At 63.4% G+C, this 18,939-nt stretch carries 17 protein-coding genes and 1 pseudogene; 7 read left to right on the top strand and 11 right to left on the bottom strand.

The window, feature by feature from the left end:
- Positions 1 to 182 precede the first annotated feature (182 nt).
- Positions 183 to 2,573, top strand: coding sequence for a patatin-like phospholipase family protein (locus WT26_RS31425; RefSeq protein ID WP_069274763.1), 2,391 nt, complete (start codon positions 183 to 185; stop codon positions 2,571 to 2,573).
- Between the two features lie 36 nt (positions 2,574 to 2,609).
- Here WT26_RS31425 and WT26_RS31430 read toward each other — a convergent pair whose 3' ends face one another.
- Positions 2,610 to 3,740 carry an ATP-binding protein gene (locus WT26_RS31430; RefSeq protein WP_069274764.1) on the bottom strand — a complete coding sequence of 377 codons (1,131 nt, stop codon included), beginning with the start codon at positions 3,738 to 3,740 and terminating at the stop codon, positions 2,610 to 2,612.
- A 574-nt stretch (positions 3,741 to 4,314) separates the two neighbouring features.
- On the opposite strand from WT26_RS31430, the gene WT26_RS36790 reads away from it, so the two are divergent.
- Positions 4,315 to 4,719: a lipocalin family protein gene (locus WT26_RS36790; protein ID WP_080426150.1), complete on the top strand. Its 405-nt coding sequence runs from the start codon at positions 4,315 to 4,317 to the stop codon at positions 4,717 to 4,719.
- A 185-nt stretch (positions 4,720 to 4,904) separates the two neighbouring features.
- On the opposite strand, the gene WT26_RS31435 is transcribed toward WT26_RS36790, so the two are convergent.
- From WT26_RS31435 to WT26_RS31445, 3 genes are all read right to left on the bottom strand, one after another.
- Positions 4,905 to 5,285, bottom strand: a complete 381-nt coding sequence (locus tag WT26_RS31435) for a hypothetical protein (protein ID WP_059803331.1) — start codon at positions 5,283 to 5,285, stop codon at positions 4,905 to 4,907.
- Between the two features lie 5 nt (positions 5,286 to 5,290).
- Entirely contained in the window at positions 5,291 to 5,647 is a 357-nt protein-coding gene (locus tag WT26_RS31440; RefSeq protein ID WP_059957868.1) for a hypothetical protein, read from the bottom strand.
- Positions 5,648 to 5,929: 282 nt separating this feature from the next.
- On the bottom strand, positions 5,930 to 6,649 hold the full coding sequence (locus tag WT26_RS31445) for a response regulator (RefSeq protein ID WP_069274765.1): 720 nt from the start codon (positions 6,647 to 6,649) through the stop codon (positions 5,930 to 5,932).
- 223 nt (positions 6,650 to 6,872) lie between these two features.
- Here WT26_RS31445 and WT26_RS31450 point away from each other — a divergent pair, with 223 nt between their 5' ends.
- Positions 6,873 to 7,787 carry a glutaminase gene (locus WT26_RS31450; protein ID WP_059525536.1) on the top strand — a complete coding sequence of 305 codons (915 nt, stop codon included), beginning with the start codon at positions 6,873 to 6,875 and terminating at the stop codon, positions 7,785 to 7,787.
- A gap of 127 nt (positions 7,788 to 7,914) precedes the next feature.
- Here WT26_RS31450 and WT26_RS31455 read toward each other — a convergent pair whose 3' ends face one another.
- The 5 genes from WT26_RS31455 to WT26_RS31480 all read right to left on the bottom strand — a co-directional run bounded on the left by WT26_RS31455 (position 7,915) and on the right by WT26_RS31480 (position 13,739).
- Positions 7,915 to 9,546, bottom strand: coding sequence for a hypothetical protein (locus WT26_RS31455; RefSeq protein ID WP_069271558.1), 1,632 nt, complete (start codon positions 9,544 to 9,546; stop codon positions 7,915 to 7,917).
- Between the two features lie 146 nt (positions 9,547 to 9,692).
- Positions 9,693 to 10,361, bottom strand: a complete 669-nt coding sequence (locus WT26_RS31460) for a response regulator transcription factor (protein ID WP_069271559.1) — start codon at positions 10,359 to 10,361, stop codon at positions 9,693 to 9,695.
- Between the two features lie 19 nt (positions 10,362 to 10,380).
- Positions 10,381 to 11,319, bottom strand: a complete 939-nt coding sequence (locus WT26_RS31465; RefSeq protein WP_069271560.1) for a S1C family serine protease — start codon at positions 11,317 to 11,319, stop codon at positions 10,381 to 10,383.
- A 250-nt stretch (positions 11,320 to 11,569) separates the two neighbouring features.
- A complete protein-coding gene (locus tag WT26_RS31470) occupies positions 11,570 to 12,292 on the bottom strand; it encodes a hypothetical protein (RefSeq protein ID WP_069274766.1) in 723 nt (240 codons plus the stop codon).
- Positions 12,293 to 12,989: 697 nt separating this feature from the next.
- The gene (locus tag WT26_RS31480; RefSeq protein ID WP_155123273.1) at positions 12,990 to 13,739 is read right to left on the bottom strand and encodes a hypothetical protein; all 750 of its coding nucleotides are present in this window, start codon (positions 13,737 to 13,739) and stop codon (positions 12,990 to 12,992) included.
- 369 nt (positions 13,740 to 14,108) lie between these two features.
- Between WT26_RS31480 and WT26_RS36800 the strand changes: the two are divergent.
- Positions 14,109 to 14,452: pseudogene (locus WT26_RS36800) on the top strand (isochorismatase family protein); the annotation flags it as partial.
- 163 nt (positions 14,453 to 14,615) lie between these two features.
- On the opposite strand, the gene WT26_RS31485 reads toward WT26_RS36800, so the two are convergent.
- Positions 14,616 to 15,032, bottom strand: coding sequence for a fascin domain-containing protein (locus WT26_RS31485; RefSeq protein ID WP_045563786.1), 417 nt, complete (start codon positions 15,030 to 15,032; stop codon positions 14,616 to 14,618).
- Between the two features lie 332 nt (positions 15,033 to 15,364).
- The gene (locus WT26_RS31490) at positions 15,365 to 16,096 is read right to left on the bottom strand and encodes a ribonuclease T2 (protein WP_069274767.1); all 732 of its coding nucleotides are present in this window, start codon (positions 16,094 to 16,096) and stop codon (positions 15,365 to 15,367) included.
- Positions 16,097 to 16,352: 256 nt separating this feature from the next.
- Here WT26_RS31490 and WT26_RS31495 point away from each other — a divergent pair, with 256 nt between their 5' ends.
- From WT26_RS31495 to macA, 3 genes are all read left to right on the top strand, one after another.
- Positions 16,353 to 16,910, top strand: a complete 558-nt coding sequence (locus tag WT26_RS31495) for a helix-turn-helix domain-containing protein (protein ID WP_069274768.1) — start codon at positions 16,353 to 16,355, stop codon at positions 16,908 to 16,910.
- Between the two features lie 100 nt (positions 16,911 to 17,010).
- The gene (locus WT26_RS31500) at positions 17,011 to 17,592 is read left to right on the top strand and encodes an HD domain-containing protein (RefSeq protein WP_069274769.1); all 582 of its coding nucleotides are present in this window, start codon (positions 17,011 to 17,013) and stop codon (positions 17,590 to 17,592) included.
- 154 nt (positions 17,593 to 17,746) lie between these two features.
- Positions 17,747 to 18,937, top strand: a complete 1,191-nt coding sequence (macA, locus tag WT26_RS31505) for a macrolide transporter subunit MacA (protein WP_069274770.1) — start codon at positions 17,747 to 17,749, stop codon at positions 18,935 to 18,937.
- Positions 18,938 to 18,939: the final 2 nt, after the last annotated feature.

The raw sequence follows: 18,939 nt of genomic DNA on the forward strand, positions 1-18,939 counted from the left end.
GCAAATTATGCCGGCACTTTAGACAATTCTCGTGATTTTTTCGCGACGATATCGTTTGCGGCGCGCCGACGGCATCCGGTAACGGGTTCGGGCCCTCGCTCCGACCCCGCAAAACACGGTAATCTCTCGGTCTTGCCTGCTCCCGGCAGGCCTCAGACGCCCGATCACGCCTGCTTATCACGATGACAGCGCCCGATTCTTACCGCTGGCGGGAGGTGCGCCGCCTCGGCCCGATGCTCGCCGCCCTGTGGTGCTGCGCCGCCATCGCGCAACCCGCGCCGGCCGCCGGCGCGTCCGCTGCGCCTGACGCCGCCGCGCTCCCGAATACTTCGCACGCCTGCCGTCCCGATGGCGGCCCCGATGGCCGGCCGGCGGTCGGCCTCGTGCTGTCCGGCGGCGGCGCGCGCGGCTATGCACATCTCGGGATCCTGAAGGTGCTGGAGGACAACCGCATCCCGATCGACTGCATCGCGGGCACCAGCATGGGTGCCGTGGTCGGCGGCCTGTATGCGAGCGGCATGGCCGCCAGCGAGATGCAGAAACGGCTGTCGGAGGTCAATCTCGCGGATATCGCGTTCGACGTGACGGACCGCGCGGACCTGCCGCAGAGCCGCCGCGAGGACGAGCGGCTGTACGCGAACGGCGCGACGCTCGGCTTCAGCGGCAAGGGCGTGAAGGCGCCGGTCGGCCTCGTGCAGGGCAACCGGCTGCAGGCGCTGCTCGCGAACTGGACGGCCGCCGTGCCGACCAACCAGCCGTTCGACCGCCTGCCGATCCCGTACCGCGCGGTCGCGACCGACCTGCAGACGGGCCAGATGGTGGTGCTCGACCACGGCTCGCTGCCGCTCGCGATCCGCGCGAGCATGGCGATGCCGGGCCTGTTCGCGCCGGCCGAGATCAACGGGCGCGCGCTGGTGGACGGCGGGCTCGTCAGCAACCTGCCCGTCGACACCGCGCGGCAGATGGGCGCGAACGTCGTGATCGCGGTCGACATCGGCTCGCAACTGCGGCCGCTCGACGCGCTTGCGTCGCCTGCCGACGTGATGCAGCAGATGGTCGGCATCCTGATCCGCCAGAACGTGACCGCCCAGCGCAAGCAGCTCGGCGCGCAGGACGTGCTGCTCACGCCGGACCTCGGCTCGCTCGCGTTCACCGACTTCCAGAATGCGAAGCAGGCGATCGCCGCCGGCGCGGCCGCCGCGACTGCGGCGCTGCCGAAGCTGCAGCGCTTCGCACTCACGCCGGAACAATATGCGGCGTACCGCTCCGCGCACGCGCAGCCGCTGCCGCCGCCGATCCGGATCACCCGGATCGAGATCAAGACCTCCGGCGGCGTGCCGAAGCGGGTCGTCAGCAACGCGCTGCACGTGAAGCCGGGCGACACGTACGATCCGAACACCGTCAGCCAGGATCTGCTCGGGCTCACGACGGGCGGCAACTTCGAGAGCGTCACGCAGCAGATCGTGAGCCACGGCGACGAGAACGTGCTCGAGATCGACGCGCGCGAAAAATACTGGGGGCCGAATTTCCTGCTGTTCGGGCTCGGCATGTCGAGCAGCTCGACCGACGAAGGCGGCTTCCGCCTGCACGTCGGCTACCGGCGCCCGTGGCTCACCGAATCGGGGCTCGAGTTCCGCGCGGACACGACGATCGGCAGCGACCTGCAATCGGCGCGCGTCGAATTCCGCCAGCCGCTGTCGATGGCGTACGGCGTCTATCTGTCGCCCTACGCGGAATACCAGCGCCGCTACGCGAACCTGTACGACGACAGCGGCAACGTGAAGATCACGCAGTACCTGATGCAGACCGCGCGCGCCGGGCTCGATTTCGGCCTGCCGATCGCGCGGCTCGGCGATTTCCGGATCGGCCTCGCGTATACGCACAGCCACGGTTCGCCCACCTACAACCTGCCGCTGCAGCTGCTCGACCCCGACGTGACCGGTCAGACGGCGCTGCTGTTCCCCAGCTACTCCGCGGACGCGCTGTCGGCCCGTGCGCGGCTCGTCATCGACCAGCTCGACGATCCGCTGTTCCCGCGCAAGGGCTATTTCACCGAGTTCCGCGTCGAGCGCTCGCTGGTGTCGCGCAACGGCGCGTCGTCGGATACGGTCGATACCAGGACCACCGACGCGCCCTACACCGAGATCTACGGCAAGGCGATGGTGGCGCAGCAGTTCGGCCGCCACAGCGTCAGCGCGACGATCGAAGGCGGCAAGAGCATCGGCGGCACCAACCTGATCAACGCGTTCAACTTCACGCTCGGCGGCTTCCAGCACCTGTCCGCGTATGCGGCCGACCAGCTGAACGGCGATTCGCTCGTCTACGGGCAGATGACCTACATGAACCAGCTGGCGACGTTCAGTTCGTCGCCCGTCAAGGCGCTCTTCATCGGTGCGAGCGCGGAGGTCGGCAACGTGTGGGCGGGCGGCGCGAGGATCGGCGGCGGCGCGCTCAAGCAGAGCTATACGTTCTTCACGAGCCTGTCGACCGCGTTCGGGCCCGTCTACATCGGCGTGGCGCTCGCGCCGGGCGGCCGCCGCAACTTCTACCTGCAGCTCGGCCGTACGTATTGATGCGCCGCGCGGCCGGCGGCCGGCGGCGGGCGCCGGTCACGCGGGCCAGCTGATCTCGAAGCGTGCGCCGCCGAGCTCGACCGGATCGACGACCGCGATCCGGCCGTTGTGCGCATGGAGCACCTGCCGCGTGATCGACAGGCCGAGGCCGTAGCCGCCGGTGCGGCGGTCGAGGCGCACGAATGCGTCGAAGATCCGCTCGCGCTCGCTCTCCGGCACGCCGGGGCCGTCGTCCTCGACGAAGATCCCGATGTTGCCGTGGTCGATCGCGATGCCGACCACGATGCGCGAACGCGCGTACTTGCTCGCGTTGCGCAGCAGGTTGCGGATCGCGTACGACATCAGCCGCCGGTCCATCCTCACCCGCAGGTCCGACGCGATCGCGATGCGCGACTCGATCGCACGCTCCGGATACAGCAGCGCGGCGTCGTTGACCTGATGCTCGAGCCATGCGGCCAGTGCCGTCGGCTCGAGGTTCGACTGCAGCGAGCTGTATTCGAGCCGCGCGAACGTCAGGCTCATGTCGATCAGTTCCTCGAGCTCGGTCACGTCCTGCGCGATGCTCTCGAGCGCGCTCTGGTATTCGGCCGCGGAACCCGGCTCGCGCAGCATTTCCAGCGCGAAACGCACGCGTGCGAGCGGCGTGCGCAGCTCGTGCGAAATGCCGTTCGTCAGGTCGCGCTGCGCGGCGATCAGCCGTTCCATCCGCATCGCGAGCGCATTCAGCGTCCGCGCGAGCGGGCCGATGATCACGCTGTGCGATTCGCGCGCGCGCGTGTTGAAGCGCCCGCCGGTGAAGTCGATCGCGCGCTCGCGCACCATCACGAGATCCGACCACACCGGCCGCATCCACCGGTACGCCGCGAGCGCGGGTGCGGCGAACACGAACGCGAGCACGATCCAGATGTCGCCGGGCAGCGAATCGAACGCATGCCACACGACCTGCGGCGACAATTCGACGCATAGCGCAAGCGCCGGCACGAGCGCGGTCAGCAGCACGAGGCCGAGCAGATGCAGGTAGGTGCGTACGTAAAGGCGCGACCAGCTCGGAATGCGGTCGGCGCGCGTATCGGTCCACGCGCGGCGGAAATGCAGCCAGCGCCATTTGACGTAGCGCAGCGGCGACAGGCGGGGCGCATCGGGATGCGCGGCGGGTCGTTTGATCATCGCGGGTCTCGGCTATCGGGTGGGGCGGACGCGGCCGGCCCGCGCCGGATGGGCAGCCGCGCCGGCCCGCGCAGCGTCAGTCCCACGCATGCTTTCTGTAAAAATAAAGAAACACAATCAATCACTTAGCGATGGATTGGTGCACTTTTGCGCACCCATTCAAAAGCGCGAGTTTACCCCGACTGGCGTGTCGGTCATATCGTCGAGGTAGTACCTCGCCAGATGTGTTTTATGGGAACTGTGCGAGCTTTCGGCCGCGCGCGCTGCGCGGGCTTTTTTCACTGATCAGAGCGGCGATTCGGGATCGGCTCGGCCGCCTTCGATCGCCGAGTGCCTTCCGCCACTGCCAGGAACAAACAGCCTCCAGTCCTCTTGATCAGTGGCGCCGCACGGGGTGAGTACGATACTCAGTCTCCTCCCCAGGGAGTTGGCCGGGAAGCGTCGTTCGCCAGAAGCGTCGGTCGGACATTCAGACTTCAGCGACTCTCCGAGAGAGATCGTTCAGTCGCCCTCTCAAGTTTCACGCCCAGTTGCCGTAGAGCCGGTGTGATCGCCCTATGTATTGAAATTCACTATGAAACTCATAAATCGAAATTTCTTGCTTGCTGCAGTTCTTCTCTCCGCATCCAATCTCGCTTCGGCCCTCGATGATCGTTTGGTTGGTAACTGGCAGGGTCAGAGGGACAAGGATGGAAAATGTTCCTATATGTCGTGGACTATGAAAAGATCATTGGACGGCAAGTTCGAAATTGCATTCTACAAAAATCCTGAAAAGACTCAGCTTTTGAATGAGGAGCGGGGCCAGTGGGAAACAAAGGGCGACAAGATTTCACTCATTACGGAGGGCGTTCCTACACCCGATGTCTACACCTACACTTTTACAGATAACGATACGGTTCATCTTTCGGCTATTGAGCGAGACCCTTCGGTCGATTGCATGGCCGATTATGAATTCACGGATCATCGGGTTAAACCGTAAAGATCACCGATACTCTCGGAGCGAGCGGTATACCTTCAGCAAGAAACGCTGAGTTGGTCGTGCCCCGAACGCCCGCTCCGGATCGCCCCCCGACCGTCACCGGTAGCAATGGCACGCATACCCGCTATTCATTGCCGCGACCGGACATGTCAATCACACACTCCAGAATTTCTTGATAGCCCCGCCTACTTCGCTGTAGGCGCGGAGCGGAGATAGTCGGGCACCTCGCCAACTCGCGAATGCAGGCACGCGTAGACAAGACAGGAGGCCAGGAACAGAAACAGTGCACACGCAACGCCCCGCGCGATTCGTTCGACGCTTGGAATTTTCGTCAGCAGGAGACTGCCAAGCAAAACAAGTCCGACGCCACCGAAAAAAAAGTCTGCGGGGCCGTCTGCATCGCCAATTTCTAAGCTGTCAACGAAACTCAAGTAGCCAAAACTGACAAGCCGATCCAACTGCCTCAGTGTTTCCACGTGCAGCAGTGTCGACACAATCACGGCGTATCCGATAAAACACGAGAGTGCGGCAGCCACAAGGAGGGCAACGGTCTTTCGAATCGACATAGCCCTCACCACGGAAAATAGAAGGCCCGCATTTTGGCGTAGCAGAAAACAAACTGAAGCGCTACCGCCACTGCGATAAGAAAAGCTAAGCGCTTCCACGTCACACGTACCGTAGCCACCGCTACACCACACACCGCGCACAACGTTGCAATGATCAGTGTATAAAATCGGCTTGCCAGAAATTCTGACGCGGGCGCGGCATAGTCCTCGCGATTCCTGTAGTGCCAAGTACCCGACTTCAACGCCAAGCCATCCAACACGACGGACGGCTTAAGAAGCAACTCCAGCGGAGGTGCGCCCGCCCCGATATAGCAGGCGACGAGCATAAGGACCATGGCAATCATGGCTTCTTTCAGCTTCATCGATAGCTTGGCTCGCCAAAAATATTAAAGACCGTGACACTGCTTGTACTCGGGATCGTTCTTACGTACTGAATGCACCAATCGCCCCATTCCTCTTCCGACATATACGAAAGCGCAGCCGCACTACGATTTCCGATGTAGGCGTCTCGCGCTTCAGGCGTCAAATTCCGCCAAAAGGGATCCCAAATAGCCTGACTTCTTCATAGCCCTTTTTAACCGCTATGTTGCTGCCCCCAACTGACACACAACACAATATATTAACAATCAACAACTTATGCACATTTACTCGTCCCCTCCCCACGCGTGCTTGCTGAACTGGTAGCCCTTGCTGCGGATCGTCTTGATCCGCTGCGGGTTGCTCGCGTCGTCGCGCAGCTTGCGGCGCAGCTTCGAGATGCGCCCGTCGATCGTGCGGTCGAGGCCGTCGAATTCGACGCCGCGCAACTGCAGCATCAGGTCGTCGCGGCTGACGACTTCGCCCGCATGGCACACGAGCGCCCACAGCAGGTCGAATTCCGCCGACGTCAGGTCGGGCGTGCTGCCGTCGGGCAGCACGACGGAGCGGTCGGTGCGGTCGATCGAGAACTTGCCGAACGCGTAGCGCTCGGGCTGCGGGGCCGAGCTGTCGGCCGCGCGCGCGGGCGCACGGCGCAGCTGGGCCTTGATCCGCGCGAGCAGGATGCGCGGCTCGACCGGCTTGTGCACGTAATCGTCCGCGCCGAATTCCAGGCCGAGCAGCTCGTCGAACGGCTCGTCGCGGGCCGTCACCATGATGATGACGCCGTCGTACTGCTTGCGCGCCTCGCGGCAGATCTCGAAGCCGTCCTTGCCCGGCAGGTTCACGTCGAGAATGACGAGATCGGGACGAATGGACAGGATCGCCGGCACCGCGGCGTCACCATGCAGCACAGTGTCGACTTCATAGTCGTTCTTGCGCAGGTAGCCGGCGATCAGCGTGGACAGGCGGGTGTCGTCTTCGACGAGCAGGATGCGAAAAGACATGGGCACACAATCGGTTCAACAGGGAAGCGGCGCAGGAACGGACAAGGTTCGGCAGCCGAAACGTACCGCATGATACTGCGCCTGCCGGATGCGCACCTTCTTGTTTCGAAAAATGAGGGCGCAAAGGCCGACCGGCGGCGCATGGCGCTTGACGAATCGGCGCCGGGACGGTTCCATACGGGCTCGCCTGAATCCGGGCGCCGCGCCGCCCTCGCCTCACGCCATGAATTACCAAACCATCCTCGAACGCATCCACACCGAACTCGCCCCCTGGATCGGCCAGGGACGGGTCGCCGATTACATTCCCGAGCTCGCGAAAGTGCCCGCCGACAAGTTCGGGATGGCCGTCGTGACACTCGACGGAAACGTTTGCACGGTCGGCGACGCATACGAGCGCTTCTCGATCCAGAGCATCTCGAAGCTGTTCGCGTGCACGCTCGCGTTCCAGCTGCTGGGCGATGACCTGTGGGAACGGGTCGGCCGCGAGCCGTCCGGCAACGCGTTCAACTCGCTGGTCCAGCTCGAGAGCGAGCGCGGCAAGCCGCGCAACCCGTTCATCAATGCGGGGGCGCTGGTCGTCACCGACGTGCTGTGCCGCCGTTTCGTGAAGGCCGAGACGGCGCTCGTCGAATTCGTGCGGCGTCTGATCGGCACGAACGACATCGACTACGATTCGCGCGTCGCGCAGTCGGAGCTGCAGCACGCGGAGCGCAACCGCGCGATGGCGCACTTCATGGCGAGCTTCGGCAACATGCAGATGCCGCCCGACACGGTGATCGATGCGTATTGCCGACAGTGCGCGATCACGATGAACTGCGTCGAGCTGGCCAGCGCGGCGCTGTTTCTCGCGAATGGCGGTGTCGCGCCGGTGACCGGCGAGCGGATCGTCGACTCGAGTTCCGCCAAGCGGCTGTCGGCGTTGATGCTGACCTGCGGCACCTACGATGCGGCGGGGGATTTCGTGTATCGCGTCGGGTTGCCGGCGAAGAGTGGCGTCGGTGGCGGGATCGTTGCGGTGCTGCCGGGGGAGATGGCGGTTTGTGTGTGGGCGCCGGGGCTCGATGCCAATGGGAACTCGTTGGCGGGGACGTTGGCTTTGGAATGGTTGACGACCTATTCGGGGCGGTCGATTTTTTGAAGTGCGGAAGTCAAGCGCGACTGATCCGGCGCAACGGCGGCGGGTCGATAGCGGCGCGCGTCGGCAAGCGCAACGGAAAATTCGCCCTTCGGCAGCTTCCAATGTGCATCGGTCGGCACCGATCACCTCAATGCTGATCAAGATACAGCTTCGCCTGACGAACCTCCGGCCGATTGGTGTCCGCGTCTCGCGTGAGCACAACGAGCTTTCCATAGTAAAGCTTCGCCTTCTGTCTCTCCTGCGCCAGATCCGCCGCCGTCGCCGCACCATACAGTCCGCGCAAGCGGTTGGGAGTCGCTTGCATCGATGCTTCATATTCCTTCAACGCATCGGCGGGCCGCTTCAGATCAAGCAACATCTCGCCCAGTTGTTCGCGCATCGGGTAAAGCCGATTCTCCATCGCAACATTCTTCTCACTCCCGTCCTCCAGGTCGGCCGCGGCGCGCATCTGCTTCAGCGCGTCGTCGTCCTTGCCCTGGGCATGAGCCAGCCACGCCGAAGCGGCCAGGATCTGAACCTGGACCTGCTCGGCCCAGTAAGGCTGGCCTGACTGTTCGAGTTTCGCGCGCAACTGCGTGAGCATGTCGATGTTCGTCTGCGCCATGTCCGCCTTGCCGCCGCGAGCGCAGCCCAGCGCGCGGGCAAAGTACGTGATTGCCTCGGCCTGCGGCCAGCGACTGCCGCGCGGCTCCAGCGCAGCCGCTTCTTGCCAGGCGCCGCGCTCGAGCGCATAGCGTGCCGGGATGGCTTCCAGCCCGGTATAGGTCACCAGTCGGTCGAACGGAAATTTCGTGGCGGCATCGGCGTCGTCGCGGACCTGCCTTGCGCGTGCGTCCTGGCCCAGCTGCAGATACGCATACTCCATGAAGTCCCATGAATGGGGCGCCGACGGGTGGGTGGCGCCCGGCCAGCTCCTGGCGGCTTCTTCGCGCATCACCTTCAGCGCCGCTTCGTTCGATCTGACGGACGCGGCCCACATGCCGAGCATCGAGTAGATGTGCGAAGGCATATGCACGGCGTGCGGCGCGGCCGGCGCGATCTGCGCGTATTTGTCGGCAAACGGTAATCCACGCTGCGCGAGCGGTGAATAGTCGTAGCTGTGGATCAGGTAATGCGCAATGCCGGGATGGTCGGGCTGCTCACGGTAGATCTTCTCCAGGATCGCCGCCGCCTTGAGTTGATTGGCGTACGTTTTGTCGCTGGGCGGCGCGGCCTCGTTGAGTGCGAGCGCGTAGAAGATCGCGGCCTCCGAATCGCCGGGATATTTCTGCGTCAAGCGCGCCATGGCGTGCTCGTATGCCGACGTGCGCTGACTTTGGGGGATCTTGTCGTAATCTTTGTAAAACGCCTCGGCCGCGAGCAGCCAGTCACGCTCCCGTTCGGTCTTGGGGCCCAGCGCGAGGCCTTTCTCCACCGCATCCGATCCGCGCTTGAGCGCCGCCTCGTCGAAAGGCGGAACCAGCGGATTGGGAGGCTGGGCCATCGCAAGGCCCCAATACGCGATCGCACATTGCGGATCGGTCTTGATCACGGCCTCGAACGCCTTGAGCGTCGCAGGGTAAAAGAACGAATGCAGCATCGCCAATGCCTGCTCGAACTGGACTTGTGCCGCCGCGCTGCATGAAGTCGGGAACTTCACCGTGCCGAACTTCCCGCCCTGCGGCTGCCCAGCGACGTGGTCTTCGTGCTGGGCGAGCACGGGAGCGGCTGCGAGGATCGCGAGCACGCATGCGCTGATTCGCTGCTTGTGATTCATCATGACCTCCTCCGCAGGGCGAAGGGTGTGACGAGACTCTTTTGTTTCTAGTCAACGCCGGTAACCGCCAACACGCTCGGAAACCCTGAGATCGTTCACATGCTCACGCACGGATCAAACGCGCAGGCCAGCATCGGCCTGATGACCGGCTACACCATGATGAGACCGTGCCGCATCCCCTGCATGACGGCCTCGGTGCGGCTGCTCGCGCCGAGCTTGCCGAAAATGGACGACAGGTGAAACTTCACCGTGTTGTCCGATATGTCGAGTTGGCGCGCGATCTCCTTGTTGCCGAGCCCTTCGGCAAGCATCGTCAGCACTTCGATCTCGCGTGGGGTGAGCATTTCGACCAGCGCCGCGGATGCCGTCTGGCGAGGCGCCTTGCGCTCCGCCAGCAGCCGGGCGAGGGTCTCCGGGGACAGCACGCAAAGGCCCGCGGCCACGGCCTCGATCGCGGCGGTGATTTCGCCGGGCGTCGCGCCGCGCGGCAGCAGCGCGGTGGCGCCGCCCGCCGGCGCGTCATGGATCCAGTCGCCGTCCGCGTCGTCCGTGAGCAGGACGAGCGCCGGCACCGCGGGATGACGGTCCGCTCCCGACATCGGCCAGTCGCCGGCCTGCGGCTCCAGCTCGACCAGGACCACATCCGGCGATTCGCCGGCAAAACGGTCGGCTATCGCCGCGGCGTCGGCCGCGCTTCCCGCGAAATCCAGCGTCGGCGTGGCATCGACGAGCGCCTGCAGGCTTGCGCGCGCCTGCGACGAGGCGGCGACGACGGCGACCCTGAGCGGACTCATCGGTGTCATCCCGGCATTCGGCATGCGACGCCTTACACGATTCTCAGCAGCATGAATTCCGTTGCGGGCGTTCGCCCACCGTGACCGTGCACTCGCTGCGCTCGCCGCCGCGGATCAGCCCGATCTTCAACGACTGTCCGATGCGCTCGCCGCCAAGTGCGGCATGCACGTCGTCCATGTCGCGGCACGGCTGGCCGTCCAGTTCGATCAGCACGTCTCCGATCAGCACCCCGGCCTGCTCCGCAGGCCCGCCCGCCGCAAGCGACACCACCAGCAGCCCGCGCCCGGAAGCCAGATTCAGTTTCGTCACCCATGCCTGCGGCAGGTTCACCGTCTGGGTGCCCACGCCAAGGTAGCCGCGCGAGACACGCCCCTTTCTCGACAACTCGTCGCACACGCGCGCCACGATCGAGGCCGGAATCAGCATGCCCGCGCCAGGCGCGAGCGCCGACGTGCACAGCCCCATCACCCGCCCCTGCATATCCGTCAAAGCTGCACCGGAGAAACCGGGGCGCAGTCCGCCATCCAGTCGCACGAAAGCATCGAACTGGCCGCCTCGCCAGGTCCGCCATGGACCGCCTGCCGTGCCCACGACGCCGAAATCCGCGCTGGCGCCGAACCGGTCCACGCGCGCCACCGCGAGCACCAGATGGCCGGCCTTGAGCGAACGCGCGTCGCCGGTCTCGACCGGGCTCGACGCCACGTCGCCCATCCTCAGCACGGCCAGGTCGGTGCCGGGATCCCGTCCGGCGAAGACGGCCGCCACGGTGCGGCCATCGGCCAGGCTGACTTCAATACCTTCTTCGTACCTGAGCGTATGCGCCGCCGTGACCACCACGCCCGGTTGCCAGATTACTCCACTGGACGGAAAGCGGTGCCGGCCGTGCACCGCGACGACACTCCGGCCAACGCGCTCGGCGATGGCCGCCAGGTTGGCGGAAAGATCCTGCAGCAGATTTCCGCTGGGGGTTGGGGTTTCCATGTGACGACTCCTGCCATGTGCTGCGTGAATCGATGTCTCGCTCGGCCGCCCTGCCCGAGACGACGGGCAGGCAAGCGCAGACGAGTGGATTCACGATGACAGGCGCGCGACGCACGCGCACCACCCTGATGGGTAGCCTGCATGTTGGGCCGTTTGCACATGGGCGGCATCCGCGCCATGCGAGCGGCCGAAGTCGATCCGGAGCGACCATACATGCTTCCCAAAAGCGATCGTCCGGCGGTCGGCCCCTTCATTTGATAATGAGGTCTTGTAGAGCGCCGACTACCTTGTGAAATGGTTTCTTGAACTCCATGTCGAACGCCCCGCCCCTTTTAAACTTCATCACGAACTCATGGAGGTGTTGGAGGGATGTCAGCGGTCGGGTAGGCGACTGCCCGCCAAACGACCAGGAGTATTCCTCATATTCGCCGACAACATTGCCTAGGTACTGCTCAATGGAATTCATAACCTCTGCCAGACCGGAATCTGACGGGAAAATCCTAGGATTATTCTCGACACGAATTTTGAATGCTTCGAAATCAAGCTGGATGTCCACAAGTACTTGCATCTGCTTATCGTAAGACTCCTGACAGATAATAAAACTGCTGGCAGCTTGATCAGTGCATTGGACAGCCTTCGCTCGAAGTAGCCGCCTGACTTTCTTAGCAGCGTTGTAGGCTTGGACCACCTCACGCAAAATCTGGCTCTGCAATGCTCGCTCCGTTTCGCGGACCGTTCGTTCATACTGAAGTAGGCTGAATCCGAACGACAGTGCACCACCGAGCACAACGATTAGAAAAAACTGATATGTCAACTTGAATATCTCATCGTTCCCGATATTCTTCTCAATGGCCGATGGCCAGATTAAGAACGCTATCGTGACTAGCAGAGAAACAGCCAACACTGTGACGATGACCGCCAGGATTCGCCCGTGCGGCGTTGCCACGTTCCATTTTTGCGCATAAGTGCTCATGGTCAATCTCACTTCCGCTCAGCTATCAGCCGCATCATTGATAGGTAAAACGAATATCGAGGCGCAGGCCAAATGCGCGTCGCAGAACACGTCCCGCGAGTACCTGCTCAAGGCAGTACCTTCGCGCATCGGGCTCACTGCAACAGTGATGGCAGCGCTCACCACACATCATCGAACTCACAACTCACAAGCGGCCGCCTTGTCCAATGGAACTCATCGGGGGCATGCATGAAGCGCCTTGGCTCCACCGCCGCACCAATTATGCTTGCCGCTGCGAGCTTGCCGGCGGCCTCTGGCGCAAGCCCGAGCACCATCCCATCGGTTCCGGCAGACACGGGAAATTGCGTTCCGGCGGCCTCCGTTGACGCGACGCCGAGCCCCCGCTCTCCCGTCAAAGCCCCGTCGTTTCGCGTATGCGTCGGCGATTCCGGCACGCAACTGAACCTGTCCTGGTTTCTCCTACCGACATCATCAACGCGGTGAACACGCATGAATCGGCCGGTGACCTGTTTCACAAAATGAGAGAGGACTTTTGAGCCTCGGCCAGCCCGAAGCCCTGACCGATTGCACGCGAAAGCCGTCGCGATGAAAAGCAGGCTCAACGGCCCTCCAGCCATCGCACTGACACGTCACCTAGGCGTAGCAATGTGCTTTCACCACGCCTCGATTTTGGGCTTCGCATGGTCGATTCAGCCCTCTAGACGTTGTGCAGATCAGCCATGAGCTGTGGCAAATTCAGGTTGTCGTAGCCACCGGCTTCCTTGAACTCCTGCGGCAGGATCGCCCACGCTTCATCCCCATAGGTTTGCCACCAGTCGTACGCCATTTTCTGCACGGCACCCCAGGTGATGACGTAGAAATAGGTCTCGTCGTAACCGACGATGGGGACGGCATGCCCACCCACGATACGTTGCGACTGCCACCCGGGAGCCAGAGTCCACGCCTCCCCATCGTCGAACTGCGTTTCTGCATTCGCCGGGACCTGCATCCCGACATAAGCAAGGCCGAAAAGATGGACTGCCTGCTTGATCTGGTTCAAGTCGTGCACGTTGACCGGGGCATAGCCGACAATCTTGTTTCCCCACAGTCCGGCACTGCGCCACGTCTTCAATACATTTGCCTCGACCAACCCTGAATCCAATCCGTGGGTCAATTTCAGGTACTCGGTAACAACCGCGGGTTCGCTCGGCACCGGATCGGTTCGATTGACCACCGCGTTCCACGCCTGAATCGAATGGGCTGCCGCAGCCATGGTGCAATCGCCATATTGGTTGTTGCCGTCCATCGGCCAGTTTGTCACTTCGCTGTAGTCATCTACAGATAGTGGCGCAGGTGGCAGCGCTGCCCCTGTCTTCACGTACGCCCTCAAATCCTTCAGTCCAACCGGGAACTGTGGGTTGGCCTTGCCATAAAGGCCGTGCATACGCTCTTTCGATGTCTCTGCCATTTCGATCTCCCGTGTCAAGGTTTAACCTGAACGAACGCCTTCAAATCGTTACGTCAATGTGACGCTCCGTGTGTACGTACCTACGCTGTGCGTATTCGAATTGTGCAAACGAGCGATGAACTATGGTATGGGGCAACGCCCCATTTCTGCAGTAGGCCCAACCTCACCGTCGGTTCGCAGCCCGATGATCGATTGCAGCGTGAGGAACTGACCTTTGGACATCCGCCTGACGGCATGAAGTACTATTTCCGCGGTAGCGAAGCGTCGTTTTGGCAACAGGATGCTTCGCTGCGTTCGACGTTCTCAGGTTGTGAATATGAACCGCGTGTCGACATAAAGGAGAGCGGCATCAGCATGAGTTCGCCGGCTCCAGCAATCGCTCAGGCCTCGCTTGCCAATACGCGCAACTATGCGACGCAGCGCGGGCCAAAGGTGTCGGCGTTTATTTCACCAACCTCCGGTTCAGTCCGGACTATCTGGAAGTCAGCCCATTGAACAAGAACGGGCAGGGAATCAAACGACTGAGTCTCTTTGTCGACTCCTCGACATCGTCTGAGTTAGGCCAGCAGGTCAATGAGCCGCTCATCATCGCGCATCGCGCCAGCGTGTTCTTTGGCACTGACCTAGAGGCACGACTTTCCGCACAAGGTGTCGATTCGCTAATCATGGTCGGCATTGCATCGACCGGTGTCGTACAGTCGTCGGACGCGTATTATTGCCGCAGTTCGGACACAACGCCCGCATTCAGCTGTGGATTCGCCACGATGGGCGGGAGGATGCGCGACGAACCGATCGACCAGTCCGCCGCGCAACGTCGGCAAGCTGTTCATGGAGCCGTGCGACAGAATCGCCGCCGGGCTCCATGCAGGCCGGTGCTTACTCGAAGAACGTCGTGACGGCGAACTCGCAGAAGACGTCCGGCCGCTCCTTGGCCGCTTCGATCGGATTGATGCTGCCGCGATTGATCCGGCTCAGGTACAGCCCGTTGTCGGCGCGCAGCGTGATCTTGTTCGGCCCCACGTTCGACACGGTAAACAAGCAGAACACGTCGACGTTCTGCTTGGCGGCCTCGATCGGATTGGTCGCGCCGCGATTGATCCGGCTCAGGTAAAGGCCGTTATCGGCGAGCAGCGCGATCTGCTGCGGACCGACGGTCACCACCCGGAATTTCGAAAAAACATCGATTTCCTTCTTTGCCGCCTCGATCGGATTTTCACTGCCCCGATTGATGCGGCTCAGATACAGCCCATCGTCTGCCTGCAATGCAATTGCGATATAGCCCGAAGAAGACATGATCCACTCCTGTCAAAGTTGGCTTCAACACGTCGGATTTTCCTGCATCGGATTGAACCGCCCTGCCTGGCTCGAACCAGCCTGATTCGAGCCATTCGAGAATAGCTTACAAAACCTGATTTTCAAATATGAAACCGTAAAATCAAATAAAGTTGATCGACAGCATCGATGTTTTTCCATTACTGAATAATGGCACCGTTTAATTAATTCGAATAATTCAGCCATTTATCCAGCGGAATTTCGTCGCTCGGCCTGACCGAACGATCCGGCCGTTCGCATCCGCCGGCCGACGGGGCGCGGCGCCGGCCGCCGGCCCGCGCCGCCCACCTCGCCTACTTCGCGATATACACACCCGAGGTCGGGCACGTGCCCTGCGTATTGCCGTCGGTCACGAGCGACGCGGCGCTCGGGAACTGCGCGGTCGCATTCGTCTTCACCGCGATCCACGCCTCGGTGAAATAGCTGACGCCGTTCGTCTTCGTGCACTTCAGCGACACCGCGCTGCGCGTGTTGCTGCCGAACGCGCCTTCGAACGCCGACAGCAACTGGTTGCGCGTAACCGTCTTGCCCGCGTTCGCCTGCAGGAACGCGTTGAACGACGTATTGCCGAGCCGGCTGATCATGCCGGACGCCTGGTTCCAGTACGCATCGGGCGTCGCCGAGTTCGAGCAGGTGCCGTGCTTGAACCATTCGTGCTTGTCGAGGCACGACGCGACGCCCGGCATGTACGTCGACAGCGTGTTGCGGGTCGCGCTGCTGATCGGATAGGCGTCCATGCTGCACCACTGGTGCGCGTTGTCGAGGTCGATGTCGTTCTGCGGCACGCCGCAGTAGAACGGCTGGTTGCCGTCATAGCGGTTCGGCCACAGGCCATGCAGCGACAGGCTCGTCGCCGCATACGAGCCGGCGAGGTTCGTGCATTCGGGCGTGTCGTGCGACGCACAGAAGCCGGGCTCCCACGATGCGGCGAGCAACAGGTAGTCGTAGCTGGTCTGCGCGGCGGCGTGCATCGAGGCGGCAGTAACAGCGAGCGCGGTCGCGGCGCGGGCGAGCGTCTTGAGCATGGCGTGTTTCCTCGGAAAAGGCATGCGGTCGCGGGATGCGCCGCGAGATTGTCGTACGTCTGCCTGCGATTGTTGCCGCAACAACATGGCACGAATATGAATGCCGCGCCGCAGTTCGACAAGGCCCGGCACTTGCGCCAGAATCGTCGGCTCCGAGGGCGAAAGCCGCTGAAAGCCGCTGAAAGCCACTATTGACCGCGCAACGCGGACTCCCCCTCCCCTGACCGTTCGCGACGGACGCAACCGGAGCCCCCACATGACCGACTCGCCGCTTCAAACGCCGCCGCTCGGCCCGCAACTCAAGCGCTGGCGTGCGCTGCACCGCGTGAAGCAGAGCCACGCGGCGGAACTGTTCGGCGTGGCGCAATCGACGATCTCGCGCTGGGAAGCCGGCCTGCAACAGATGTCGCCCGGCGAGCGCGCGACGGCCGAACGGCTGCTCGCCGCGCGCCTCGATTCCGCGGGCGATCACGCGCTTGCGCGGCTCATCTGCGACCATCCCGGCCGCATGCATCTCGTGTGCGACCTCACGCACCGGCTGCTGGCGTGCTCGTCGTTGCGCGCCGCCGAGTTCGCGAAACCGCTGCCGACGATGCTCGGCACGTCGCTGTGGCGCTACGCGACGCCGGAAATCGTCCGCATGGAAGCCGCGCTCGATACGCTCGGCTGGCATGATCGCGCGGGGCCGCCGAGCGTCGAATTCGAGACCGGCGCGAATGCGTCGCGCGTCGTGCCGATCCGCGGCAGCATGTGCCGGTGGACACGGATGACGTTGTCGGACGGGACGGCCGCGCGGCTCGTGGAAACGCTGTAGTACGACCCCGCGCATATTTCATGCGTGGACGGCGCGCCGGCGTCCGGCCTAAGCTTGACGGCTCCCAACCCGGACCTTGCGAACCTTGCGGACCTCACCGATGACTCCCGACACGATCCACGCGCGGCTCGCGTTCCTGCGCGAAGCCGAACGCCTGAAGGATGTGCTGCGCAGCGGCTACACGTCGGCCGGGCGCGCGGAAAGCACCGCCGAACACAGCTGGCGGCTGTGCCTGATGGCACTCGTATTCGCCGATGCGCTGCCCGGCATCGACACGCTGAAGCTGCTGAAGCTGTGCGTCGTCCACGATCTCGGCGAGGCGCTGCACGGCGACATCCCGGCGATCGAACAGGCCGCGCACCCCGACAAGCGCGCGCACGAACGCGACGACCTGCTGACGCTGACCGCGTCGCTCGATCCCGCGCGGCGCGACGAAATCGTCGCACTGTGGGATGAATACGACGCGGCCGCGTCGCCCGAAGCGAAGGCCGTCAAGGCGCTCGACAAGCTGGAGACGATCCTGCAGCACACCCAGGGCAGCAATCCGCCCGATTTCGACTACGCGTTCAATCTCGGCTATGGCCGCCGCTATACCGACGCCGCACCGCTGTTCAGCGCGATCCGCGACATCGTCGACGCCGACACGCAACGCCGGATCGACGCGGGCGGGCGGCACGCGTGATCGGGCAGCGGCGGGCGCAGGCCGCCGCGGCGCGGTAACGATTACCCACAATCGCGCACAGTTCGGCACGATTTCCTCAGATGAATTCGCTTATCATGGGCGCCCGATCGGCCGCACGCGTCGCCGACGCCCGATTCATCTTCGCCGTGTCCACATGAAACAGAACCGTCGCCGCTGGCGCATCGCGCTGGCCAGTATTGTCGTCGTCGCGATCGCCGGCGGCCTGTCGCTCCACTACCTCTCGCCCGACCGGCATCCGCGCTACCTGAGCGCGCCCGTCTCGCGCGGCGATCTCGAAAACGCGGTGCTGGCCACCGGTGCGCTGCAGGCATTCAGGCAGGTCGACGTCGGCGCGCAAGTCTCGGGGCAGTTGAAGTCGCTGAAGGTCAAGCTCGGCGACAAGGTCGAGAAGGGGCAATGGCTCGCGGAAATCGATCCGGTCATCTCGCAGAACGCGCTGCGCCAGGCACGCGCCAGCGAAGAAAGCCTGCGCGCGCAGCAGCAATCGACCGCCGCGCAACTCACGCAGGCGGAACTCGCGTTCCGGCGCCAGCAGGCCATGCTGCCCGACGACGCGACATCGCGCGAGTCGTTCGAAGCCGCGCGCGCGACGCTCGACGTGCAGCGGGCGACGCTCGCGTCGCTCGCCGCGCAGATCCGCTCGGCCCGCATCCAGATCGAGACCGCGCAGGCCAACCTCGGCTACACGCGCATCGTCGCGCCGATCGACGGCCAGGTCGTCGCGATCGTCACGCAGGAAGGCCAGACCGTGATCGCGCAACAGCAGGCGCCGGTGATCCTGAAGCTCGCGGATCTCGACACGATGACCGTGAAGGCGCAGGTCTCGGAAGCCGACGTGATTCGTGTCAACGCCGGCCAGACCGCGTATTTCACGATCCTGGGCGAGCCGGACAAGCGCCACTACGGCAAGCTGCGTGCGATCGAACCGGCGCCGCAGAACTTCCTCGAATCGCAGGCCGGGCTCGGCGGCGGTGGAGGCGGCGGCGCGAAACCGAATTCCGCGGTGTTCTACAACGCGCTGTTCGAAGTGCCGAATCCCGAGCACCGGCTGCGCATCTCGATGACCGCGCAGGTCAACATCGTGCTCGGCGACGCGCGCAATGCGCTCAGCATTCCGGCCGCCGCGCTCGGCGAGAAACGCAAGGACGGCACCTACGCGGTGCGCGTGCTACGCGCCGACGGCAGCACGGAAACGCGCAACGTCCGCATCGGCATCAACAACAACGTGCGCGTCGAGGTGCTGTCCGGCCTGAAGGACGGCGAACGCGTCGTGATCGGCGACGCCGACGCCGACTCCCAAGCCGCGTCGGCGACGGGGGCGTGACG

The organism is Burkholderia cepacia, from assembly GCF_001718835.1.
GTDB lineage: Bacteria > Pseudomonadota > Gammaproteobacteria > Burkholderiales > Burkholderiaceae > Burkholderia > Burkholderia cepacia_F.